The sequence below is a fragment of the Pseudomonas fluorescens genome (assembly GCF_040448305.1).
Classification (GTDB): Bacteria; Pseudomonadota; Gammaproteobacteria; order Pseudomonadales; family Pseudomonadaceae; genus Aquipseudomonas; species Aquipseudomonas fluorescens_BH.
In genome coordinates this window covers 3,999,656-4,020,271 of record NZ_CP148752.1, presented here as the reverse complement: position 1 = coordinate 4,020,271, position 20,616 = coordinate 3,999,656, and the positions used below count along the sequence as shown (strand labels likewise).

Annotated in this window: 13 protein-coding genes and 1 pseudogene; 6 read left to right on the top strand and 8 right to left on the bottom strand. The window is 60.6% G+C overall.

What is annotated here, in order from left to right:
* Window positions 1-20: 20 nt before the first annotated feature.
* Both WHX55_RS18215 and WHX55_RS18210 read right to left on the bottom strand, forming a co-directional pair.
* Entirely contained in the window at window positions 21-1,298 is a 1,278-nt protein-coding gene (locus WHX55_RS18215; RefSeq protein ID WP_353740972.1) for a flavohemoglobin expression-modulating QEGLA motif protein, read from the bottom strand.
* A gap of 55 nt (window positions 1,299-1,353) precedes the next feature.
* A complete protein-coding gene (locus WHX55_RS18210) occupies window positions 1,354-2,256 on the bottom strand; it encodes a LysR family transcriptional regulator (RefSeq protein ID WP_353740971.1) in 903 nt (300 codons plus the stop codon).
* A gap of 130 nt (window positions 2,257-2,386) precedes the next feature.
* Here WHX55_RS18210 and WHX55_RS18205 point away from each other — a divergent pair, with 130 nt between their 5' ends.
* Entirely contained in the window at window positions 2,387-3,217 is an 831-nt protein-coding gene (locus WHX55_RS18205; RefSeq protein WP_353740970.1) for an oxidoreductase, read from the top strand.
* Between the two features lie 51 nt (window positions 3,218-3,268).
* On the opposite strand, the gene WHX55_RS18200 is transcribed toward WHX55_RS18205, so the two are convergent.
* The 3 genes from WHX55_RS18200 to WHX55_RS18190 form a co-directional block, all read right to left on the bottom strand.
* The gene (locus tag WHX55_RS18200) at window positions 3,269-5,395 is read right to left on the bottom strand and encodes a TonB-dependent receptor (protein ID WP_353740969.1); all 2,127 of its coding nucleotides are present in this window, start codon (window positions 5,393-5,395) and stop codon (window positions 3,269-3,271) included.
* A gap of 108 nt (window positions 5,396-5,503) precedes the next feature.
* The gene (locus WHX55_RS18195; protein WP_353740968.1) at window positions 5,504-6,244 is read right to left on the bottom strand and encodes a Mut7-C RNAse domain-containing protein; all 741 of its coding nucleotides are present in this window, start codon (window positions 6,242-6,244) and stop codon (window positions 5,504-5,506) included.
* 245 nt (window positions 6,245-6,489) lie between these two features.
* Window positions 6,490-7,155, bottom strand: coding sequence for a response regulator transcription factor (locus WHX55_RS18190; protein ID WP_353740967.1), 666 nt, complete (start codon window positions 7,153-7,155; stop codon window positions 6,490-6,492).
* Window positions 7,156-7,359: 204 nt separating this feature from the next.
* Here WHX55_RS18190 and WHX55_RS18185 point away from each other — a divergent pair, with 204 nt between their 5' ends.
* The 3 genes and pseudogenes from WHX55_RS18185 to WHX55_RS18175 form a co-directional block, all read left to right on the top strand.
* Complete coding sequence (locus tag WHX55_RS18185; RefSeq protein WP_353740966.1) at window positions 7,360-7,647, top strand: PilZ domain-containing protein; 288 nt, start codon at window positions 7,360-7,362, stop codon at window positions 7,645-7,647.
* Between the two features lie 89 nt (window positions 7,648-7,736).
* Entirely contained in the window at window positions 7,737-14,675 is a 6,939-nt protein-coding gene (locus WHX55_RS18180) for a VCBS domain-containing protein (protein ID WP_353740965.1), read from the top strand.
* Window positions 14,676-14,778: 103 nt separating this feature from the next.
* Window positions 14,779-15,048 (top strand): annotated as a pseudogene (locus WHX55_RS18175) (universal stress protein); the annotation flags it as partial.
* 72 nt (window positions 15,049-15,120) lie between these two features.
* Here the strand turns inward: WHX55_RS18175 and WHX55_RS18170 are convergent.
* A complete protein-coding gene (locus tag WHX55_RS18170; protein WP_150756360.1) occupies window positions 15,121-15,546 on the bottom strand; it encodes a potassium channel family protein in 426 nt (141 codons plus the stop codon).
* A 517-nt stretch (window positions 15,547-16,063) separates the two neighbouring features.
* On the opposite strand from WHX55_RS18170, the gene WHX55_RS18165 reads away from it, so the two are divergent.
* Both WHX55_RS18165 and WHX55_RS18160 read left to right on the top strand, forming a co-directional pair.
* Window positions 16,064-17,038: a quinone oxidoreductase gene (locus WHX55_RS18165; protein WP_150756359.1), complete on the top strand. Its 975-nt coding sequence runs from the start codon at window positions 16,064-16,066 to the stop codon at window positions 17,036-17,038.
* Window positions 17,035-17,961: a LysR family transcriptional regulator gene (locus WHX55_RS18160; protein ID WP_353740964.1), complete on the top strand. Its 927-nt coding sequence runs from the start codon at window positions 17,035-17,037 to the stop codon at window positions 17,959-17,961. Before WHX55_RS18165 ends, WHX55_RS18160 begins: the two co-directional genes overlap by 4 nt.
* 80 nt (window positions 17,962-18,041) lie before the next feature.
* On the opposite strand, the gene WHX55_RS18155 is transcribed toward WHX55_RS18160, so the two are convergent.
* On the bottom strand, window positions 18,042-19,271 hold the full coding sequence (locus WHX55_RS18155; RefSeq protein WP_150725537.1) for a hypothetical protein: 1,230 nt from the start codon (window positions 19,269-19,271) through the stop codon (window positions 18,042-18,044).
* Window positions 19,272-19,654: 383 nt separating this feature from the next.
* Window positions 19,655-20,614 (bottom strand): PDR/VanB family oxidoreductase, encoded by a 960-nt coding sequence (locus WHX55_RS18150; RefSeq protein WP_150758756.1) that lies wholly within the window; start codon window positions 20,612-20,614, stop codon window positions 19,655-19,657.
* Between the last annotated feature and the right edge of the window lie 2 nt (window positions 20,615-20,616).

The window sequence follows — 20,616 nt, the reverse complement described above, 5'->3', positions numbered from 1 at the left end:
CCTGAAAAATTGCGCCTCGATCACTGGGCGCTGGCATCGCTTTCGTGCTCTTCGGCGAATGCCATGAACACCTTCAGGTCCAGCACATCCAGCTTGATCTGGGCGATGAACGCCGAGAAGGCGAGGTTGGCGGCCAGCAGACGCAGGTCGCTGGCCCAGGCCGGAAGATAGACCGGCCCCTTGAGCCAGCCGGATTCGAAAAGAGGGGCCAGGCGCACGGTGTCAGCCAGGCTGAGACGCCCTGCAAACAGATGCCCGACCAGTTCCGGCCGGTTATCGCGAATTGCGATACGCAGCAGGGTGTGGACGCCGAGCAACCCGGTCAGGTAAGCGGCATCCTTGGTGAACGCCGAACCACCCCGCAGGTCGGCGCCGCGGAACACCCGTTGGGTTGAGCGGAAGGATTCCTCTTCTGTCTGCCCGGCCGCCAGAAAACCTTCGAACACCTGGATGAAGTCGGCACCCTCCAGCGCCTGCTGGACGGCGAGCACGCGCAGGGCCAGGCGACGCAGGCGGTTGATGTCCATGCTGCCGGTGAACAGTTCGGCCAGGGTGGCAATGCCTTCCTGGGTCTGGGTCGTACGGGGCGCCCCCAGGCCCAGGCTTGTGAGGTTGGGCTGGCGCGCGCCGTTCTGTGCCGTGGCGACATGCACGAAGGCCTCGTGTTGCAACAGCTGATGCTTGTCCAGCTCCGAGAACAGCGCGCTGGCCCGCAGGCGAATGCGGCTCGATCCGGCGATGGCCTTGGCGGCCAGGTTCGGATCGAGTACGACCGTGATCTGTCCGGCACCGAAGAAGCGGTCCAGTTCCGGTTGAATCCAGGCGGCGAACGCCTTGGCCGGGATATCGGCCGGGCAGGGTGGAATCCGCGCACCGCCCAGCAGGGCGTCGGTGGTCTTGAGGAAGAAACGGGCCGCGTCGAGCATGCTCAGTTGCAAGCGCGTGTAATAGAAATCCGGGCGCCGGTACAGCGCTGACGAATATTGGGTAAAGGCGGGAGTACCAATGGCCCCCAGCATGTGTCCGGCGGTGGCATAGCTACGGGCGGTCATGGCGAGGAAATTCCCGGCCGGATGCCCCACATCGCACTGGGTGATAAAGGTTTCCAGGGCGGCGATGTCGGCGCTGTGGTCGCGGGGCTGCAACTCGCCCTTGGGTAACTCGGCCCGCCCGCCGCGCCATTTCGCCAGGAAGTCTTCCTCGACGCCATCCGGCCAGGACAGGGCATCCAGCACTCGGATCTTGCGGGTCAGACCGGGCAGGGCGGCATCGAGTTCGGACAGGGCGGCGGCGCTCATGGATATCTCCTTGAGGGACGAAGTGACGTTACAAAAGCTTAGTCGTCGCGCGCGGTTACGTTTTGGGCTGGCGGGCGGTGCGGGCAAACTCGATGAATGCCTTGAGCGCTGCGGGCACATGACGGCGACTGGGGTAATACAGGTGCAGACCCGGATAGTAGGGGCACCAATCGGCCAGCACCTGGACCAACCGGGCATCGGCCAGATACCCGCTGACCATGTCCTCGAACACATAGGCCAAGCCCACACCTTGCAATGCCGGGCCGATCATCAGGCTGACATCGCCAAGCGTGAGCGGGCCGATGACTTCGATTTCCTGGGTGATCGCGCCGCGTTCGAATTCCCATCGGTACATCGCGCCGCTGGGGAAGCGATGGCGGATGCACGGCAGGCCATGCAAGTCTTCTGGTTTGCGTGGTGCCACATGCTGTTCGAAGAATGCCGGTGAGCCCACGACCACCGAACGCATGTTCGGCCCAATGGGCAGTGAAACCATGTCGGCTTCCAGGCGGTTGCCAAAGCGTACCCCCGCGTCAAAGCCGCCGGCCACCACGTCCACCAGTGCGTCGCTCTCGACGATCTCCAGCCGGATGTCCGGATACACCTGCAAGAACTGGCTGACGATCGGCAGCAGCACCAACTCGCATGCCTGTCGACCTGCGGTGATGCGCAGGTTTCCTGAGGGCTTGTCGCGAAAGTTATTGAGGTCTTCCAGCGCATCATCGATGTCACGGAAGGCCGGTTTCAGTCGGGTGTAAAGGCGTTCCCCGGCGTCAGTCAAGGCCACGCTGCGGGTGGTGCGGTTGAACAGGCGTACGCCCAGGCGATTCTCCAGGGCGCACAATGAGTGACTCAAGGCCGAGGGCGTGAGGCCCAGTTCCACCGCCGCACGACTGAAGTTCAGGTGCTGGGCGATGCACAGGAAGACCGACAGGTCAGCAGTGGAGGGGGATTTCATTTGTGAGCGCCTTTCACAAAGTCATGCAAAATTGCTGGGATTATCACATCAGTAGCACAGCCTTAAAGTGGCATCAACTCATCGAGAAGGCCCGGCAATAACGCTCGGGTCGCTGACAGGAGGAGTTGAAATGCGTATCTGGTTCATTACTGGCGCTTCCCGTGGTTTTGGCACCCTCATCGCAGAACACGCCCTGCGTGCCGGCGACGCGGTCATTGCCACCGCCCGCAATCCACAAGACATCACCGATCGCCTGGGTGATCAACCAAACCTGCTGGCCGTGCGGCTGGACGTCACCCGCGAGGAAGAAGCGCATCAGGCGGTCGCCGAAGGCATCAAGCGTTTCGGGCGCATTGACGTGCTGATCAACAATGCCGGTTTCGGGGTGCTCGGCGCGGTGGAGGAAACCAGTGCCAGCGAGACGGAACGCCTGTTCGCCACCAACGTGTTCGGCGTGCTCAACGTCACCCGCGCGGTACTGCCGCACATGCGTCGCCAGCGTAGCGGTCACGTCATCAACATCTCGTCGATTGGCGGTTATCAGGCCTACATGGGCTGGGGCGTCTACGGTTCCACCAAGTTTGCGGTGGAGGGCATTACCGAAGCGCTGCATCAGGAACTGGCGCCCTTGGGCATCCATGCGACAGTCGTCGAGCCCGGGTTCTTCCGCACCGATTTCCTGGACGAGCAGTCGCTGATCAAGACCGCCCTGGAACTGCCGGACTATGAGGAAACCGTCGGCAAGATGCGCCAGTTCGCCGAAGGCGCCAACCATGCGCAGCCTGGGGATCCGGTGAAGTTTGCCGAAGCGATGCTCGCACTGGTCAACGCCCCGAAACCGCCACAACGCCTGGCGCTGGGCAGCGACACCCTGGCGCGAATCGAGGCGAAAAACCGTTTTGTAGAGACGGAACTAAGTGAGTGGAAAGCATTGGCGCTGTCCACCGACTTTGAGGTCTGAGGCGGCATCGATCTGCTCATTCCGGATGACGTACGGTGTGTCAATCAGGCCTCAGAGCAGGCTCCACGACACCCCGAGGTACATCGCCATGCCCTCGCCTGGGGTGGATCGTGCCGCGTCCAGCCCTTTGTCGTCGTAGCCCGGCGTGACCGTGGCGGCATAGTGCTTGTCGGTCAGGTTGCGCATGTCCAGCCAGGTCTGCCAGTCACCCTTGGGCGCGTTGTAGCCCAGTGTGGCGCCGAATATGGCGTAGGGATCGGCGTAGTAGCTGTTGGCGTAATCGACCGCCACTTTGGACACCCATTGCGTGTTGACCGCGGCGAAAAAGCCTTGTGGCCAGTCGTAGCGCAGTTCGCCCTGGTAATAGTGCATCGGCAGGCCCGGCAGGCGGTTGTCGCCGAAGCGCTCATCGTCGCGGTAGTGGAAGTCACTGAAGGTATAGCTCTGGCGCAGGCTCAATTGGCCGCCATCCTCCGGCGACCAGAGGGGGCTCAGCAGGCTGGCTTCCACGCCCTGGTGCACGGTGGGGCTGGCGTTGAGCTCGTAGGGCGTGGTGGCGTTGGCGTCGGGCAGCACCGAAAGCAGTTCGTGGCGCACCTGGGCGTAGTACCAGGCCAGGCTCCACTGCCCCAGCGTGCTGTCACCGCGGCCGCCGATTTCCAGGGTAGTGGCGGTCTGGTTTTGCAGCGTGATTGGTTGGCGCTGGGCGCCCGTGGCGACGCCGCTGCCTGCGGGGAATCGGATGTTCGAGCTATAGATTAGCGACCATGGGTGCGGCGCCTCGACCGAGCGGCTGAGATTGCCGAACAGTTGCAGGTCCGGTGTCAGTTGGTAGCGCAGGCCCACGCGCGGGGCGTAGTCCCAGTCGTGCAGGCTGGTCTTGCCACCTTCTTGCGGGTAGGTGACATCGCTTTCGCGGCGGGTGTAGATCGCGGCGAGGCCGGTGGTCAGCCACAGGTCGTCGGCGATCTCCAGGTCGTTGCCGACATGCAGAACCGTGTCCGAGCCCTGGTAGGTGAAGTTGCGAATCAGTGTGCCCGGTGCATAACCGGCGGTGTTGCCGGTGGGGATGCGCACGAACTCACTGGCGCCGGCATTGGGCAGGTGTTTGGTCACTCGCAGGCCCAGGGTGCTTCGGCTTTCCAGCCCCCAAAGCGTGTCGCGACGCTTGTAGTCGAACGTGCCGCTGACGTCGGTGTATGCCACCTTCAGGCGGTTGGGACCCTCGCTCAAGTCCATGGGATAGTCGTGGTAGACAAGGCCGGTCTGGATGCTCGAATCGTCATCGATGTACCAGGTGGTCTTGTTGCCGATAAAGGTGCTGCCCGGCTCGTCGCGGCGGTCGTCCCGCGCCACGTAGGCCGGGTTGGCCGCCCGTGGGTCATGCTCGATGGAGTGCTTGGTCACCCGTCCCGCGAGGTCGTTGTCGGTCTGGCGGTGGCGCAGGTAGAAGCGTGTTTCCAGGTTGGCGTTGAAGCGATAACCGAAGTTGGCGATGACACCCTGGCTCTCGCTGGCCGTGTGGTCCTGGTAGCCGTCGGCGTCGGCATCGGTCATGGCCACGTAGTAATCGAAGGCGCCGAGCACTTGCCCTGAACTGATCTGGCGCTGCTGATAGCCGTGACTGCCCGTTGCGTAACGTACCTGCAACTTCGGTGCGTCGTAGCCGGTATGGCTGACGTAATCGATGGCCCCGCCCAGGGCCAGAGCGCCCCGGTCGAACCCATTGGCGCCGCGTAGCACCTCCACATGGTCGAGCCACAGTGGTTCCAGCAATTCATAGGGCGTGCCGCCGGGGCCGGTCAGCGGCAGGCCGTCGAGCAGGGTGTACAGCCCCGAGGCATGGGCGCCCGGTGCACGGTTGATGCCCGATCCGCGGATCGAGATCTTCACCCCTTCGTTGCCCGCCGACTGCGCATAGATCCCCGGCTGGTACGCCAGCACATCCTGATTGCTGGCCACGCGGCCCTGCAACGGACGGCGCATGTCGACCAGGTTGGTGCCGCCGGGAACCTGGGCCAGCCGGGCCCTGGCGTCCTCGATCCCCTGGTCTTCGTCGCTCTGGTCCTCGGCGCCAATCAGCACTTGTCCCAGCTCCAGGCCCTGAGCCTCGGTCATGGCCGGACAAACAAGGGCCAGGCCCAGCAGCGCAGCGGGCAAGTATTCAGGCGAGGGCATTGGGGAAACTCCAGACGTACGGGAACGGGCAATGAACAGTGCGACGCAAGAAGGAACGAAGGGAGCACATGGCAATTTTGTTATTTTGTGTCCGCCAAGGGCTGGCGGCTATCGGTTCAGCAGCGGTGCCAGCAATGCGCACATACCGCGCCAGTGCGAACCCTCCCAGTAAACCCGTTGGCAGGCGTCGCAACGCAGGAAGCGTGAATAGAGGACGCCAATGCGTGGCGGCACCTGCGTCCGGGCCAGTTCCAGGCTGATCTCGTGCAGTGGCAGGTTGCAATGAAGGCACAGGCTGAATGGCCGTGCGCTACGCGCCAGATCGAGGCGCTCGTACAATTCGCGCAGCTGCAGCGACGGTTTCAGGGCATGCACATAACAGCCGTGGCTGATGATTCGTCGCTTGAGCAGTTCGCGGTCGCGGGTCAGCACGATGCGTCCTTGCTGCGCAGCGATCTCGGCGATCTCACCATCCTCGAAGGCATTGTCGTAGAGGGTGTCGAAGCCGCTCATGCGCAGCAGGCTGGCCAGCCCGCCAAGGTGCGCATCAGCGACGAAACGCAGCACCCGTAAAGGTTGCGCACGAACCTTGAGCAGCGGGCTGATGTCCAGCGCTTCGAACTTGGGATACACCGCCAGCCGGTCACTGTCGAGGATCACCCGCTCCAGGCCCACCGACTCACCGTTGAGCAGCACCAGTTCGACCTCGGTGTGCGGCACCCCGAGCGCCTCGATCATGTGCTTGACCGTCGCCCCTTGCGCGCACTGGCAGGTGAAGGGTTGCCGCCGCCGTTCGGCCGGCAGGAAATCGTTGAGCTCATCAAAGAAGCGGAAAGTTGCACTGGTCATGCTGAACAGTATGGCAGGGCTGCGGGATGTGTGAGTCTGGTCCGGACAACACCCATCTCGCTTGGGAGTGATCGACTTACCTGCTTATCACGATTTAGCCACTACAAAGCCTGTAACAGGGCGCCCGAAATCTCATTGGACACGGGCTCATCGGACGCCTACGAATTCCTCTCTGGTTTCAGCAGGCTGTCAGAGGAGTCAACACCTGTTTTTTGACAAGGTGGAACCACGTATGGCCACAGTCCTCAGTCGCCTGTGGAAAGCCCATACTTGTGTGCGTAGGCGTACAGATCTACGCGGTTCGTCAGGCCCAGCTTGCTGTAGATCGATGTCAAATGGTTGCGCAGCGTGTGCTCGCTGATGTGCAGTTTCTCGGCCACCAACTTGCCTGGGGCTGAGGGGTCGCTGGCCAGCGATGCAATGGTTTGCTGCTCGCGGCGCGTCAGTTTGGCGATTTTTTGCTGCTCCGGGTCTATATCGCGCTCGACTTTCTTGCGCGCCAGTTCAAGGAAGATACGGCTGGTCGCATTGCGGTCAATCCAGAGTTCGCCGTCATGCACTTTTTCTATGGCCTTGAGCAATGTCGAGGCGGATGCCGACTCCCGCTTATCCACCACGCCACGTGCGCCCGCCAGCACCGCACGGTCATGCAGCGCCACGTCGCTCGACCCTGTCACTACCAGAATCTTGGCTTTGGTCTGGCTGTGCAATTCGGCCAGTGACTCGATACAGTCCTCGCTGTCCAGGTCCAGCACCACCACATCTGGAGCGTATGGGTGCAGTGAAAGCAGGTACTCCGCCACCGACGCCGCCGAGCCCGCCAGCATCAACCTCGGTTGAGCGCTTTCCACCAGACGCTCAAGGCCCCAGGCCACGAGCGGTAGAGCGACTAACTGGACTTGGATTGGCATGCGGGTCGCTGCCTCTTTAGGCGGGTTGTGTTAGCTGATCATGATAGCAATCGTTGCAGCCTGTAGCTTTTTTCTATAGCGCTTCAGGCACCCCCTCCCATGACATTTGTCCCGTAAAACACTGTTTTCATGGGTGATTGACTCCCAGAAAAAAAGGGATAGCGCACTCATGTAAAAAACAGCGGCCGTTTTTAGACTGCAGCCATGAAAGACGCACACCGAATTGAGCCCCGTGAACAAGTCACCCTGTCGCTGCAACTGATCGGCGGGGGCAGCGGTGTCATCCGTGACATCAGCGCCTCCGGTTTGTATTTCGAAACCGAAAGCGAGCAGCAGATGGGTAGCTTGATTGACTTCGAGATCGAACTCGACACCCCCGGCGGCCCCATGAAGTTCAAGGCGCAAGGACAAATCGTGCGCATTGAGCCGCAGGGCGGCAGGGTCGGGGTGGGCGTGAAGCTGCTGGCCAGCCGGCTGGTACCGGTGGAGTGAAGTGTTCGTGGGTTGAGGAGGAATCGGCATGTGGCTGTTAGCGGCCCACAGCGGTTTTTTGCTCAGAGTGAAATTCTTGGGAGAAAGACATGGCTAGCACCACAACTACCAGCGGCGGAACCGTTACTTCGTTTTCCAACACGCCGCAGGCGAAGGAAGATGTCTTTACCTCCACTGAAAATCTGTTGGGGGTCGTGTATTGGGACGTCATGTCCAATGACCTCGGCGGCAGCGCGAAGACACTCTGGTCACTCGACAACGCGGACAGTCTTACTACTGCCACCAAGGTTTATGCTCCGACCGACCTCCTGGCCCAGGATACGGCGAGGGCTGAGGCGACGAGTACTGACACCAGCGAGAATGGTGCAAAGATCTGGATCACCTCGGACGGTAAGGTCGGCTACGACGCCGCTACTTTTTCAGAGGCTTTCAAGGCACAACTCCAGGCGCTTGCGACTGGCGAGCTCCTGACGGACAGCTTTACCTATGCGATACGTCTCGGCAACGGAACGCTCAGTTGGGCCACCGCGACAGTGCAGTTTTCGGGTGTGAATGATGGTGTGACGATTTGCATCGGCGCGCAGGCCGGCATAGTGACCGAAGACGCCGACACCACTGCGAGCACGACCGACTCGCTGACGGCCAGCGGCACGATTACCTTCAACGACATCGACCTGAGCGACACGCACACGGCGACGTTCGCGCCGGCGGCGGGCAACGCTACTTATCTTGGTACGTTCGAGCTCTCGGCGGTAAGCGAAGCAGCGAACGCGGCCAACGGTTCGGTGCAATGGACGTACAACCTGAGCAATGCGGCGGCGCAGTACCTGGCCCAGGGACAGACAGTCACCGAAACTTACCTGGTCACCATCAACGATGGTCATGGCTCGTCGGTCGCGCAGAATGTGACCGTCACCATCACTGGCACCAATGACGCGCCGACGGTGACGGCGGCAGAGGTCGAAAGCGGTGCGGTGACCGAAGACGGCACCACGGTGGTCAGCGGCAGCTTCGCCTTCGGCGACGTGGACCTGGCCGATGACGCACATGTGGCCAGCGTGAGTGCGCCATCCGGTGCGCTGGGTACGCTGGTGGCCAATGTCAGCGACGAGAGCACCGGCGGTGCTGCGGGCAGCGTGGGCTGGACCTATACGCTGAATAACAGTGCGGCGCAGTACCTGGCCGAGGGCCAGACCAAGACCGAAGTGTTCACGGTGACGCTGACCGACGACTTCGGGGCGACGGTGACCAAGGACGTGACGATCACCCTGACCGGCACCAACGACCAGCCGACGCTGACCATCGGCGACACGACCGGGGCGATGAGTGAAGGCAACGGCGCGGCCACGCTGAGCGACAGCGGGGTGCTGAGCTTTGCCGATCTGGACAGCAGCGACGTCGTGACGGTCAGCAAAAGCTCCAATAACGACCTCGTCTGGAGCGGCGGCACCCTCGGTGCTGCGCAGGCCGCAGCGCTGGTCGCTGGTTTCTCGGTTGATCAGGACAGCTGGAACTACAGCAGCAGCGAGAACCTGGACTTCCTGAGCGCCGGTGAAACCATCAGCTTCACCTACACCGTGGTGGCCACCGACGACAGCGGCGCGGGCAACGCGGCCTCGGCGGCGCAGACCGTCACCATCACCATTACCGGCAGCAACGATGCGCCAGTGCTCAGTTTCGCGACGGGCAACGAGGCCGGCGCGGTGCAGGAGGACACCACGCTCAGCGTGAATGGCCAGTTCAGCTCGGCCGACATCGATCACGACGCCACGGCGACTTGGAGCATTGCGGGTACGGATACAGGCACCTACGGCGCGATCGCCGTGGACACCACCGGCAAGTGGACCTACACGCTTGCCAATGGCACCGATGGTGTCGCCAGTGCGGTGCAGTCGCTGAAGGCGGGCGAGAGTCATGATGAGGTGTTTACGGTGCAGGTCAGCGACGGCCTGGGCGGCGTGGACACCCAGCTGGTGACCGTCACCATTACCGGCAGCAATGACGCACCCGTGCTCAGCTTCGCGACCGGCAATGATGCCGGCGCGGTGCAGGAAGACACTACCCTCAGCGTGGATGGCCAGTTCAGCTCGGCCGACATCGATCACGACGCCACGGCGACCTGGACCATCAATGGCTCGCCAACAGGCACCTACGGCGCGATCGCCGTCGACAACACCGGCAAGTGGACTTACACCCTGGCCAATGGCACCGATGGCGTTGCCAGTGCGGTGCAGTCGCTGAAGGCCGGCGAGAGTCACAACGAAGTGTTCAGCGTGCAGGTCAGCGACGGCCTCGGCGGTGTCGACACCCAACTGGTGACTATCACCGTCAGCGGCAGCAACGATGCGCCCGTGCTCAGCTTCGCGACCGGCAATGCTGCGGGCGCGGTGCAGGAAGACGGCACGCTCAGCGTGAATGGCCAGTTCAGCTCGACCGACATCGATCACGATGCCACGGCGACCTGGACCATCAATGGCGCGGCAACCGGCACCTACGGCTCGATCGCCGTGGACACCACCGGCAAGTGGACCTACACGCTGGCCAATGGCACCGATGGTGTCGCCAGTGCGGTGCAGTCGCTGAAGGCTGGCGAGAGTCATGATGAGGTGTTTACGGTGCAGGTCAGCGACGGCCTGGGCGGCGTCGACACCCAGCTGGTGACCGTCACCGTCAGCGGCAGTAACGATGCGCCCGTGCTCAGCTTCACGACGGGCAATGCTGCGGGCGCGGTGCAGGAAGACGGCACGCTCAGCGTGGATGGCCAGTTCAGCTCGGCCGACATCGATCACGACGCCACGGCGACCTGGACCATCAATGGCTCGCCAACAGGCACCTACGGCGCGATCGCCGTCGACAACACCGGCAAGTGGACTTACACGCTGGCCAATGGCACCGATGGCGTTGCCAGTGCGGTGCAGTCGCTGAAGGCCGGCGAGAGTCACAACGAAGTGTTCAGCGTGCAGGTCAGCGACGGCCTCGGCGGTGTCGACACCCAACTGGTGACTATCACCGTCAGCGGCAGCAACGACGCGCCCGTGCTCAGTTTCGCGACGGGCAATGCTGCGGGCGCGGTGCAGGAAGACGGCACGCTCAGCGTGAACGGCCAGTTCAGCTCGACCGACATCGATCACGATGCCACGGCGACTTGGACCATCAATGGCGCGGCAACCGGCACCTACGGTTCGATCGCCGTGGACACCACCGGCAAGTGGACCTACACGCTGGCCAATGGCACCGATGGTGTCGCCAGTGCGGTGCAGTCGCTGAAGGCTGGCGAGAGTCATGATGAGGTGTTTACGGTGCAGGTCAGCGACGGCCTGGGCGGTGTCGACACCCAGCTGGTGACCATCACCGTCAGCGGCAGCAATGACGCGCCCGTGCTCAGCTTCGCGACCGGCAACGATGCCGGCGCGGTGCAGGAAGACACCGCGCTCAGCGTCGATGGCCAGTTCAGCTCGGCCGACATCGATCACGACGCCACGGCGACATGGACTATCAATGGCTCGCCAACAGGCACCTATGGCTCGATCGCCGTCGACAGCACCGGCCAATGGACTTACACCTTGGCCAATGGCACCGATGGTGTCGCCAGTGCGGTGCAGTCGCTGAAGGCGGGCGAGAGTCATGATGAGGTGTTTACGGTGCAAGTCAGCGACGGCCTGGGGGGCGTGGACACCCAGCTGGTGACCGTCACCGTCAGCGGCACCAACGACGCCGCCGTGCTGTCCGCCGACATCGCCAACCTCACCGAGACCAATGCCGCCGTCGACATTTCCACCGCCGGCACCCTGACCATCAGCGACGTCGACAGCGCCGCAACCTTCGTCGCCCAAACCAACACCGCCGGCAGCTACGGCCAGTTCTCCATCGGCACCGGCGGTGCCTGGACCTACGTCGCCAATTCCGCCCACAACGAGTTCGCCGCCGGTACCACCTACACCGACACCTTCGCGGTGAGCAGTGCCGACGGCACCCTCACTTCGGTCACCGTGCATATCCTCGGCACCAACGATGCCTCCGTGCTGTCCGCCGACATCGCCAACCTCACCGAGACCAATGCCGCCGTCGACATTTCCACCGCCGGCACCCTGACCATCAGCGACGTCGACAGCGCCGCAACCTTCGTCGCGCAAACCAACACCGCCGGCAGCTACGGCCAGTTCTCCATCGGCACCGGCGGTGCCTGGACCTACGTCGCCAACTCCGCCCACAACGAGTTCGCCGCCGGTACCACCTACACCGACACCTTCGCGGTGAGCAGTGCCGACGGCACCCTCACTTCGGTCACCGTGCATATCCTCGGCACCAACGATGCCGCCGTGCTGTCCGCCGACATCGCCAACCTCACCGAGACCAATGCCGCCGTCGACATTTCCACCACCGGCACCCTGACCATCAGCGACGTCGACAGCGCCGCAACCTTCGTCGCCCAAACCAACACCGCCGGCAGCTACGGCCAGTTCTCCATCGGCACCGGCGGTGCCTGGACCTACGTCGCCAACTCCGCCCACAACGAGTTCGCCGCCGGTACCACCTACACCGACACCTTCGCGGTGAGCAGTGCGGACGGCACCCTCACTTCGGTCACCGTGCATATCGCCGGCAGCAACGACTCACCGACGATCACTTCCAACGGTGGCGGTACGACGGCTTCGATCAATGTGGCGGAGAACACCACGGCGGTCACGACGGTGGCGGCGACCGATGCTGATCTGCCGGCGCAGACGCTGAGCTACTCGCTCCTGAATACGGCCGGGACGGACTTCAGCAAGTTCTCGATCAGTTCGAGCGGGGTGCTGACGTTCAATTCGGCGCCCGATTACGAGAATCCCCAGGATGTCGGTGGTACCGATGGCGACAACGCCTACGTTGTGGATGTTCAGGTGGCCGACGCCAGTGGCGGAATCGATACGCAGACGATTACGGTAAACGTGCAGAACGTCGTTGAAACTCCGATTGATACAACGCCGCCAGCGTCACCGACTGGGCTGACTTACAACAACTCTGGTACAAACCATAAGCTTTCAGGGAGCGCCGAAGCTAATTCATTCATTAAGGTTTACCTGGACAATGGCAATGGCGTGTTTGGCGCCGGCGACACAGAAATTGGGACCGGAACGACCAATACCGGCGGTCAATTCGCCAATATTGATTTGACTGGCAAGTTTATGGGTACCAAGACGCTATTTGTCACGGCTATGGACGCGGCAGGCAACGTTAGTGCTGCAACAAGCATTAGCCTGACTTACCCTGCGGGAGTGTCCGGAGAAGCAATAAACCTTGCGATTGCTGATCCATCGGCAGGCCTGAGCGATAGCTTTGTTGTCACAATTGCCGACGTTCCGTCAAATTGGACTATAAACGCCGGAATCAACAACGGCGACGGCACCTGGACCGTGCAGACCAGCGATCCCGGAGCATTGACCGTGACAACACCAGAAGGCTTCGCGGGCGCTGCGGTACTCCACATCAACATGACCTGGACTAACGCCGACGGCAGTGTGGGCAGTTCCTATGTATTCAATAACGTCGAGGCCTTTGCCCCCGGCACGCCGATCTTCGCCTTGTCCGCTGACGACAACCTGACCGGTTCGTCCGGTGCCGACACCTTCGTCTTCGCCCAGCCGATCGGCAACAATCAGATCTACAGTTTCGATGCCATGGCAGACAAGATCGACATGATCGGCTTCACGGGTGTCACCGGTGTTGCTGACTTGAGCATCACTAACGACGCCAATGGCAATGCACTGGTCAGCATAAGCTCCGGCCAGACGATCACCCTGAAAGGTGTCGATGCAGCGAACTTGAGCGAAGCGAACTTCCAGTTCGATGTGGACCCGATCACCAACAACGCCGGTACCCTCACCATTGCCGACGGCGCGATCATGCCGTTCGGTGGCAGCATCCATAACAGCGGCACCATCGAGCTCGGCTCCACCGGCAGCGCGACCAACCTTGAGATTCTGTTCCGTGGCGCGACCTTGACCGGTGGCGGCCAGGTGCTGCTATCCGACAACGCGCAAAACGTGATTTTCGGCGGCAGCGCCGACACGGTGCTCACCAATGCCGACAACACCATCTCGGGTGCCGGCCAGTTGGGAGCGGGGCAGATGATGCTGGTCAACTCGGGCCTGATCCTTGCCAGCGGTGCGAATGCGCTGGTGATCGATACCGGTAGCAGCGCCGTCACCAACACGGGTGTGCTGCAAGCCAGTGGTAGCGGCGGATTGGTGATTGAAAGTGCGCTCCTCAACAGCGGTAGCCTGTGGGCGAACGATGGCAACATCACCATCCACGCAGATGCCAGTGGCGCGGGAAGCGCGACAATCAGCGGTTCGGCGACACTGGAGTTCGGTGCAGCCTCCGATCAGCATGTGACGTTTGACAGCGGCGCGGCAGGCACGCTCAAGCTTGATGTGTCGGCGGCGTTCAGTGGCAGCGTCAGCGGTTTTACTGCGGGTGACAAGCTGGAATTTGGCGATGTTGCGTTCGGTGCCGATACGCAGATCACCTATGCAGCGAATGACACCGGCACCGGCGGCATGTTGAGCGTAAGCGACGGTGCGCATGTGACGCAGGTCGCGCTGAACGGCCAGTATGCGGCCGCGGGTTTGCAGGCGAACGCCGAGGGCAGCGGCAGTGAGCTGGCCTACGATGCCGCGGCGGCAAACCACAGGATGCTGGGCGGCCTGGCCAACGACATTCTGGTTGGCGGTGCGGGTGACGATCTGTTCTTCGGCGGGCTGGGCGACGACACGCTCAACGGCGGCCTCGGCAACGATACCTTCATGTTTGCTGCGGCAGGCTTCGGCAACGACTCGATCCAGGGCTTCGATATCGATCCGGTCGGAGGGCAGGACTTGCTCAATATCGCGGGGCTGGGGATCAGCAGCGAAACGTTCGCTGCCAACGTGAGCATTGCGGCTGACGGGGCGGACACGGTGATCGGGATCGGAGTGGACTCTATTCGCCTTGTCGGTGTTAACAGTGCAGGTATCGATCAGGCGGACTTTATCCTGACGGCATGATGCTTTTGCTGCTGGCCGCACGTAGCTATGCGGTTGCAGGGGCATGCCGTCCAGGCTGAACCGGCCATGAACATTGGTGGCGAATCGCTGGTGTCTACACAGAGGCGGCCTGACACTTGCTGACCTTACCAAAGCGCTTCGCAGAGACCTGGAAAAGTCTTTCCTTGGGTTGGCAGCTCGGTTCGGGGTGCCCTCCAATCGTCGACATTTCATTGAGGGACATCCGGTCACAGCGTTGAGTGAGTTTGCTAATGAACACAACGTGGATGTGATCGTGATGGGCAGAGTCCAGTCCCATGGTGTGCACAAGCTTTTGGGCAGCACGACCGAGCATATTCTGTATCAGGTGCCATGCTGCGTTCTGGCGATCTAGATCGAATCTGTACCGGGCTTGATGGCACACCGTCAGTTCGACAGTTGAGTCTGATACGAGTGAGAAAAGGGATTAGTTGCGCTTCCAGTACTTCTGCATTTCCAGAAACAGGAAGGATGCGGTCCATGTGATGAGCACCAGCCCGGTAAGGGCTTGTAGACCGGTCAAGTATTTGAGGTTGCCCACAGGCGAAATATCGCCGAAGCCGATCGTCGTGTACGTCGTAAAGGAAAAGTAAACGCAGTCCATCAGCGTACCGTCGAAGTTGCCCGTCAGGCTGCCCCATCTGCCGGAGTGCACCATCAGGTAATAGACCAGCGCAAAGCACCAGACCTCTATCGCGTGGGCCAGGAGGGCGCCGAATACTCCAACTACGATTCTGAAACGGCTCCACAGCTTGAGCCGGGGTAGCCAATCATTCAGGCGTAACAGACATTCATAGTGGATCACTACGGTGATGATGACCACCAGTGCATTGATCAGCGTGACTGCCAGCATGGCAAATCTCCAGCGAAAAGGGAGGCGGTGAATCAGAGTACTTCTACGCCTGGGAGCCGGAAAATCGTTGAGCTGAATCAACAAGGGGTTTAGTAATCGAAAACCAGTCGTGCGTTAACGATAGCTGCTGATTAGTTGATAAAAGTCAGGACCCCCACGGCATAACGCCAAGTAATTGAACTACAGCTCTCCAGTGCAGCAGGCCCGGTTTCAACGATGCGGTGGCTGGCAGGTGACCACCGAAGTGGACTGGCGACTGCTACGCGAGTGTCCGACCCACCTGCACCTGGTTACCAGAATCCACTACCCATAGCGGACTCTCGGAGACAACCGTTGGCTTTCTCCATAATCACATGAACCCAGCATGCTCCACGTAGCAATGCGTGCTATCAGCAATTATATTGCTGCATTCAGTGCATTAATGTCCTGCAATCAACCAGTCTTGTTCATCAGCAGATCAGTTCTCACACTGGGGCCACTCATTTGATAACGGCTCGTGACTGAAGGAGAAATGACCATGGTATCTGCGATCCGGTTCAACCAGCTCGGCAGCCCTGAAGTACTGAACCTGGAGACACTGGGCGAACAAGCGCCAGGCCAAGGCGAGGTCTGGCTTGAGCAAGAGGCTGTAGGTGTCAACTTCCTCGACGTTACCCAGCGCAAGGGAGCGGTGCCCGTTGCGTTGCCATCCGGACTTGGGCTGGAAGGCGCCGGGCGTGTCGCAGCTGTGGGGGCGGGTGTCAGCAACGTGCGAGTAGGGGATCGCGTGGCCTATGCCACCGGCCCTATCGGTTCCTATGCTTCGGCCCGGCTTTATCCGGCAGAGCGGGTGGTCAAAATTCCGGATTCGCTGTCATTTGACGATGCCGCAGCCGTCATGTTCAAGGGCATCACTGCACAGTACCTTTTGAAAGCCACCTATCCGGTAGGGCCCGGCACAACCATTCTCCTTTACGGTGTGGCTGGAGGGTTGGGGGAAATCATGGTGCCGTGGGCCAAGCATTTGGGTGCCACGGTGATCGGCGTGGTTTCAAAGCAAGCCAGTGTCGAGAAAGCTCAGGCGTCGGGATGCGATGAAGTCCTGGTGTTCGATGCTGACAGCCTGGCTTCCCAAGTCGCTCGAATCACCGAGGGTAAAATGGTCGACGTCGTCTATGACCCGATAGGGCGTGTTTCTTTCCAGGCATCCCTGGATAGCTTGCGACCACGAGGTCTGATGGTATCGTTTGGCGCTTCATCAGGTGCGCCGTCAGCCGTGGAACTGTCGACACTCAATGCCAAAGGCTCGCTGTTCCTCACACGTCCTTCTTTGGCAGCCCATACGGCGAGTGCCTCCGAGTATCAGGAGCGAGCGCAGGATGTGTTGGCCGCCATAGGTGCGGGAATTATCAAACCTCGGGTTCGGGCAAGCTACTCTCTGGCTGACGCAGCATTGGCGCATGCGGACCTGGAGTCGGGGCGTTCATCGGGGGCGATCATTCTAAAACCATGAATCTTGATGTTCTGAACAATCAGTACAGTGACGAAATCGCTGCGTTTCTGGCCGTGGCCTCGCAAGGCTCATTTGTCGGAGCTGGCCGGCTATTGCAGCGACACCCTACAGTCGTCTCGAAACGACTCGCCGCAATGGAAAAGCGCCTTGGCGTTCGGCTCGTGGAGCGCTCCACCCGGCAGGTTCGAATCACTGAAACAGGTGCCAGGCTGGAGCAGCGCCTTCGCTCGGCCATCGAATTGATGAATGAAGCGCAGCAGCAAGCGTCCGAGGGCGCCAGCGAAATCCGCGGTACTTTGCGCCTTGCATTGCCGGCAGCCATGGGCAGGCGTTGGCTTGGCCCGATGCTGCCGGAGTTTCTCAAGGCTCATCCGCATGTCTCGATCCTTGCAGACTACAGCGAGCGTCTGGTCGACATCATCGATGAAGGTTTTGACGTGGCGATCCGAATCGGAGAGTTGGAAGACAGCCGGTTGATCGCCAAGAAACTGAGTGACCATCGGCGGATACTCTGTGCCTCGCCTGCTTACATCGGACAGCACGGCATGCCCGAAACGCCACAGGACCTGATCCGGCACAATTGCCTTCGCTTCAGTGGCCTTGCGTCTTTTCCCCAGTGGAGACTCCATTGCGGCAATGAGCTGCAGACGGTTTCTCCCAAAGGAAACCTGACGGCCAATGACAGCGAATCATTACTGGCAGCGGCCCGCGCCGATGCCGGAATACTGGGGGCAGGTGACTGGTTGATGAGTCGTGATATTGCTGCCGGGAGGCTGTTGCATGTTCTTCCTGACTGGCAATTGGACACCGCCGGTGGGGTCTACCTGGTCAGGCCATCGGCCAAATTTCCGGGTGCCGTGGTCGTCGCGTTCAAACAATGGATTGAGTCAAAGTTTATCCCCGCGCCCCCATGGGCCATTTGACCGGCAGACCTTCGGTGGGCCGATGGCTGCCGGTCGGAAAGGGCAGCAATCGACTCCCTTCAGTGGCAAATACCCGTGAATCAAAAGTAGTACCCGATATTGATGTTTGTTCGGTAGTACCACTGATTACTGCCTGTTGAACTGGTATTGGTAAACCCGGTGCCATTTTCTGCACCGCCATAGGGGTTGGCGTTTTTCGCCCAGGTCAGGTCGACCCACGCCATGATCGGCATCGCGAGGAACTGTGCACCGACGGTGTACATCTGCGAGTCGTCCCAACCGCTCTTGTCTTTCATCATGCGGCTGTAGTCGTTGTACAGTTTGATTTTCTTCAACTGCCCCAGTTTCGGCGTGGGGATGTCGTAGCTGACGTTCAGCGAAGCGATGGTGGCTTTGGCGGCAATCAGGTAAGCGGGCGTCAGCCCGTTGCCGCCCATGAGTATTGAATCGTCGCTGACGCCGGTCGGGTTTTTCGGGTCGTATTCGTAGCGAATGCCTTGGGTGCTGACGGTCCACTGACCGGCGTTGATGATGGCGTGGATGCCGCCGGCCCAATAGTCGCCGTCATCCTTGGTGGTGGCGTTATAGAGCTGGGCAGTGGCCAGCGATGCGCCGATTTCGGTTTTCCAGCCATCGTTGACAAAGGTCCGCGCGACGCGTGCATTGAGCTGGTTGTGCTTCTCGTTATCCTGGCGCGACTGGATAAAGGGAATCGCATTGTCCTTGAGATCGGCGTAACGGCCGACCTCCGGCGAGTAGCGGATGTCGGAAGGCAACATGCGCGGGAAGTACCCCAGCTGCAGGTCCCAGTCCTTGTCCTTGTAGCTGTACTTCAAACCGGTGCCGGCGCTGACGCCGTAACCCATGAAGAAGGGCAGGTGATAGCTCCAGCCGAATTGCGGGTAGGGTTCCAGCCCGAACGGTTTGAACGGCGCCCCCACTTGCAGATTGGAATTGCTGTTCAGGCGATAGCCAACGAAACCACGATCGATGGAACGTTTACCGTCGTCCTGGAACCAGTAGCCGACATCACTGTAGAGGTTCTTGTAAGTCGCTTGCACATCGATACGGAAGGTGTCGAACAGAAACCGGCCATTGTTTTCGGTAGTATCCCAATGCTCATCGCGATAGTTGGTGCGCAAGGCGCCGCCGATGTCCAGGCTGCTTTGGCCGTCCTCGCTACGCCAGGCGATATGCGGAAACGGCTTTTTCGCGGTGGCCGATGACTCTGGCGCAGCAGGACCGGGTTCGCCTGCGAAGCTGAGGCAGCTGCTCATCAACAGTCCCAGACCTATAACGTAATTCTTCATGCTGACTTCCCCTGCAATGTTGAGCGCTACAAAGTGACCGGCAACACTTCTCCGCTTGCCTTTAAAGTGGCAATGGCTGGAAACGTTCGAATGTTGCTATGTGGCGTGGGTTTTTATTTTTACTGTTTCATAGGTAATACGGCGTATGACATATGAATCTGATAGATATAGAGCAGAAACTATGCCAACTGCTGGCTGCACTTTCAGTCAGGAATAAACCTAGTAAAAACAATTGTTTATATAGGAAACGCATTTCCTTGTATTGCCCGTGAAACGTGAGGTCGCGGGGGTAACCAAAGTGCACGTTAACTGTGCGATGTAACTTCATGCGCATAAAAAAGGCCGACATAAAGTCGGCCTGTTTAACGGGTGAAATAGAGGTGTTACAGGTCGAGCACCAGTCGCCGGCTCTTGCAGCCGGATACACACACCATCATTGATTTATTCGCGGCACGCTCGGCTTTGGTCAGCACGCCGTCACGGTGGTCGACATCACCCTCCAGCACCCGCGTTTCGCAGGAACCACAAACGCCTTCGCGACAGCTGTACTCGATGTCACAACCGGCCTCTAGCAACACATCGAGCAAACTCAGGCCCGGTTCGATCGACAGTGTCTTGCCGGACTTTTTCAGCTCGACGCTGTAACTGCTCTGCGCGTCTTCGGACGGCGGCAGTTCAGCCGCGGCGAAACGCTCGATATGCGCATGGGGATAACCCAGGCCTTCGCAGGTGCTTTCAAAGGCATCGAGCATCGGTGTCGGACCGCAGCAATAAAAATGCGTGTCGTCGGGCTGGCCTGCCAGGTAGGCGCTCAGGTCCGGCGGCATGCCTTTTTCGTCATTGAAGTGGTAAACCACCTTGGCGCTCAGACCGCTGAGTTCTTCCACCAGTGCCGCTTCCTGCCGCGAACGGGCGCAGTAGATCAGTTCGGCAGATTTTCCCAGTGCCAGCAATTGGCGGAACATGCAGTAGATCGGCGTGATACCGATACCGCCGGCTACCAGCACGCTGTGCCTGGCGCTCAGGTCGAGCTGGAAGTTATTGCGCGGTGCCGAAATCGGCAGTTGCATGCCGACCCGCAGTTGCCCATGCACATATTCCGAACCACCACGGCTGTTGCGATCACGCAGGATGCCGACCACATAGCGGTCTCGATCGCTCGGCGAGTTGAGCAGTGAGTAGCTGCGCACCAGCCCGTTGGGCAGATGCAGATCAATGTGCGAACCGGCTTCGAACGGGGCGAATACCGTGTCGCCGTAGGGCCGCAACTCGACACTGATGATGCCTTCGGCTTCGTAGCGCAGGGTATGCACAAGCGCGGTGAGGGGGGAGGAAATGGACATCG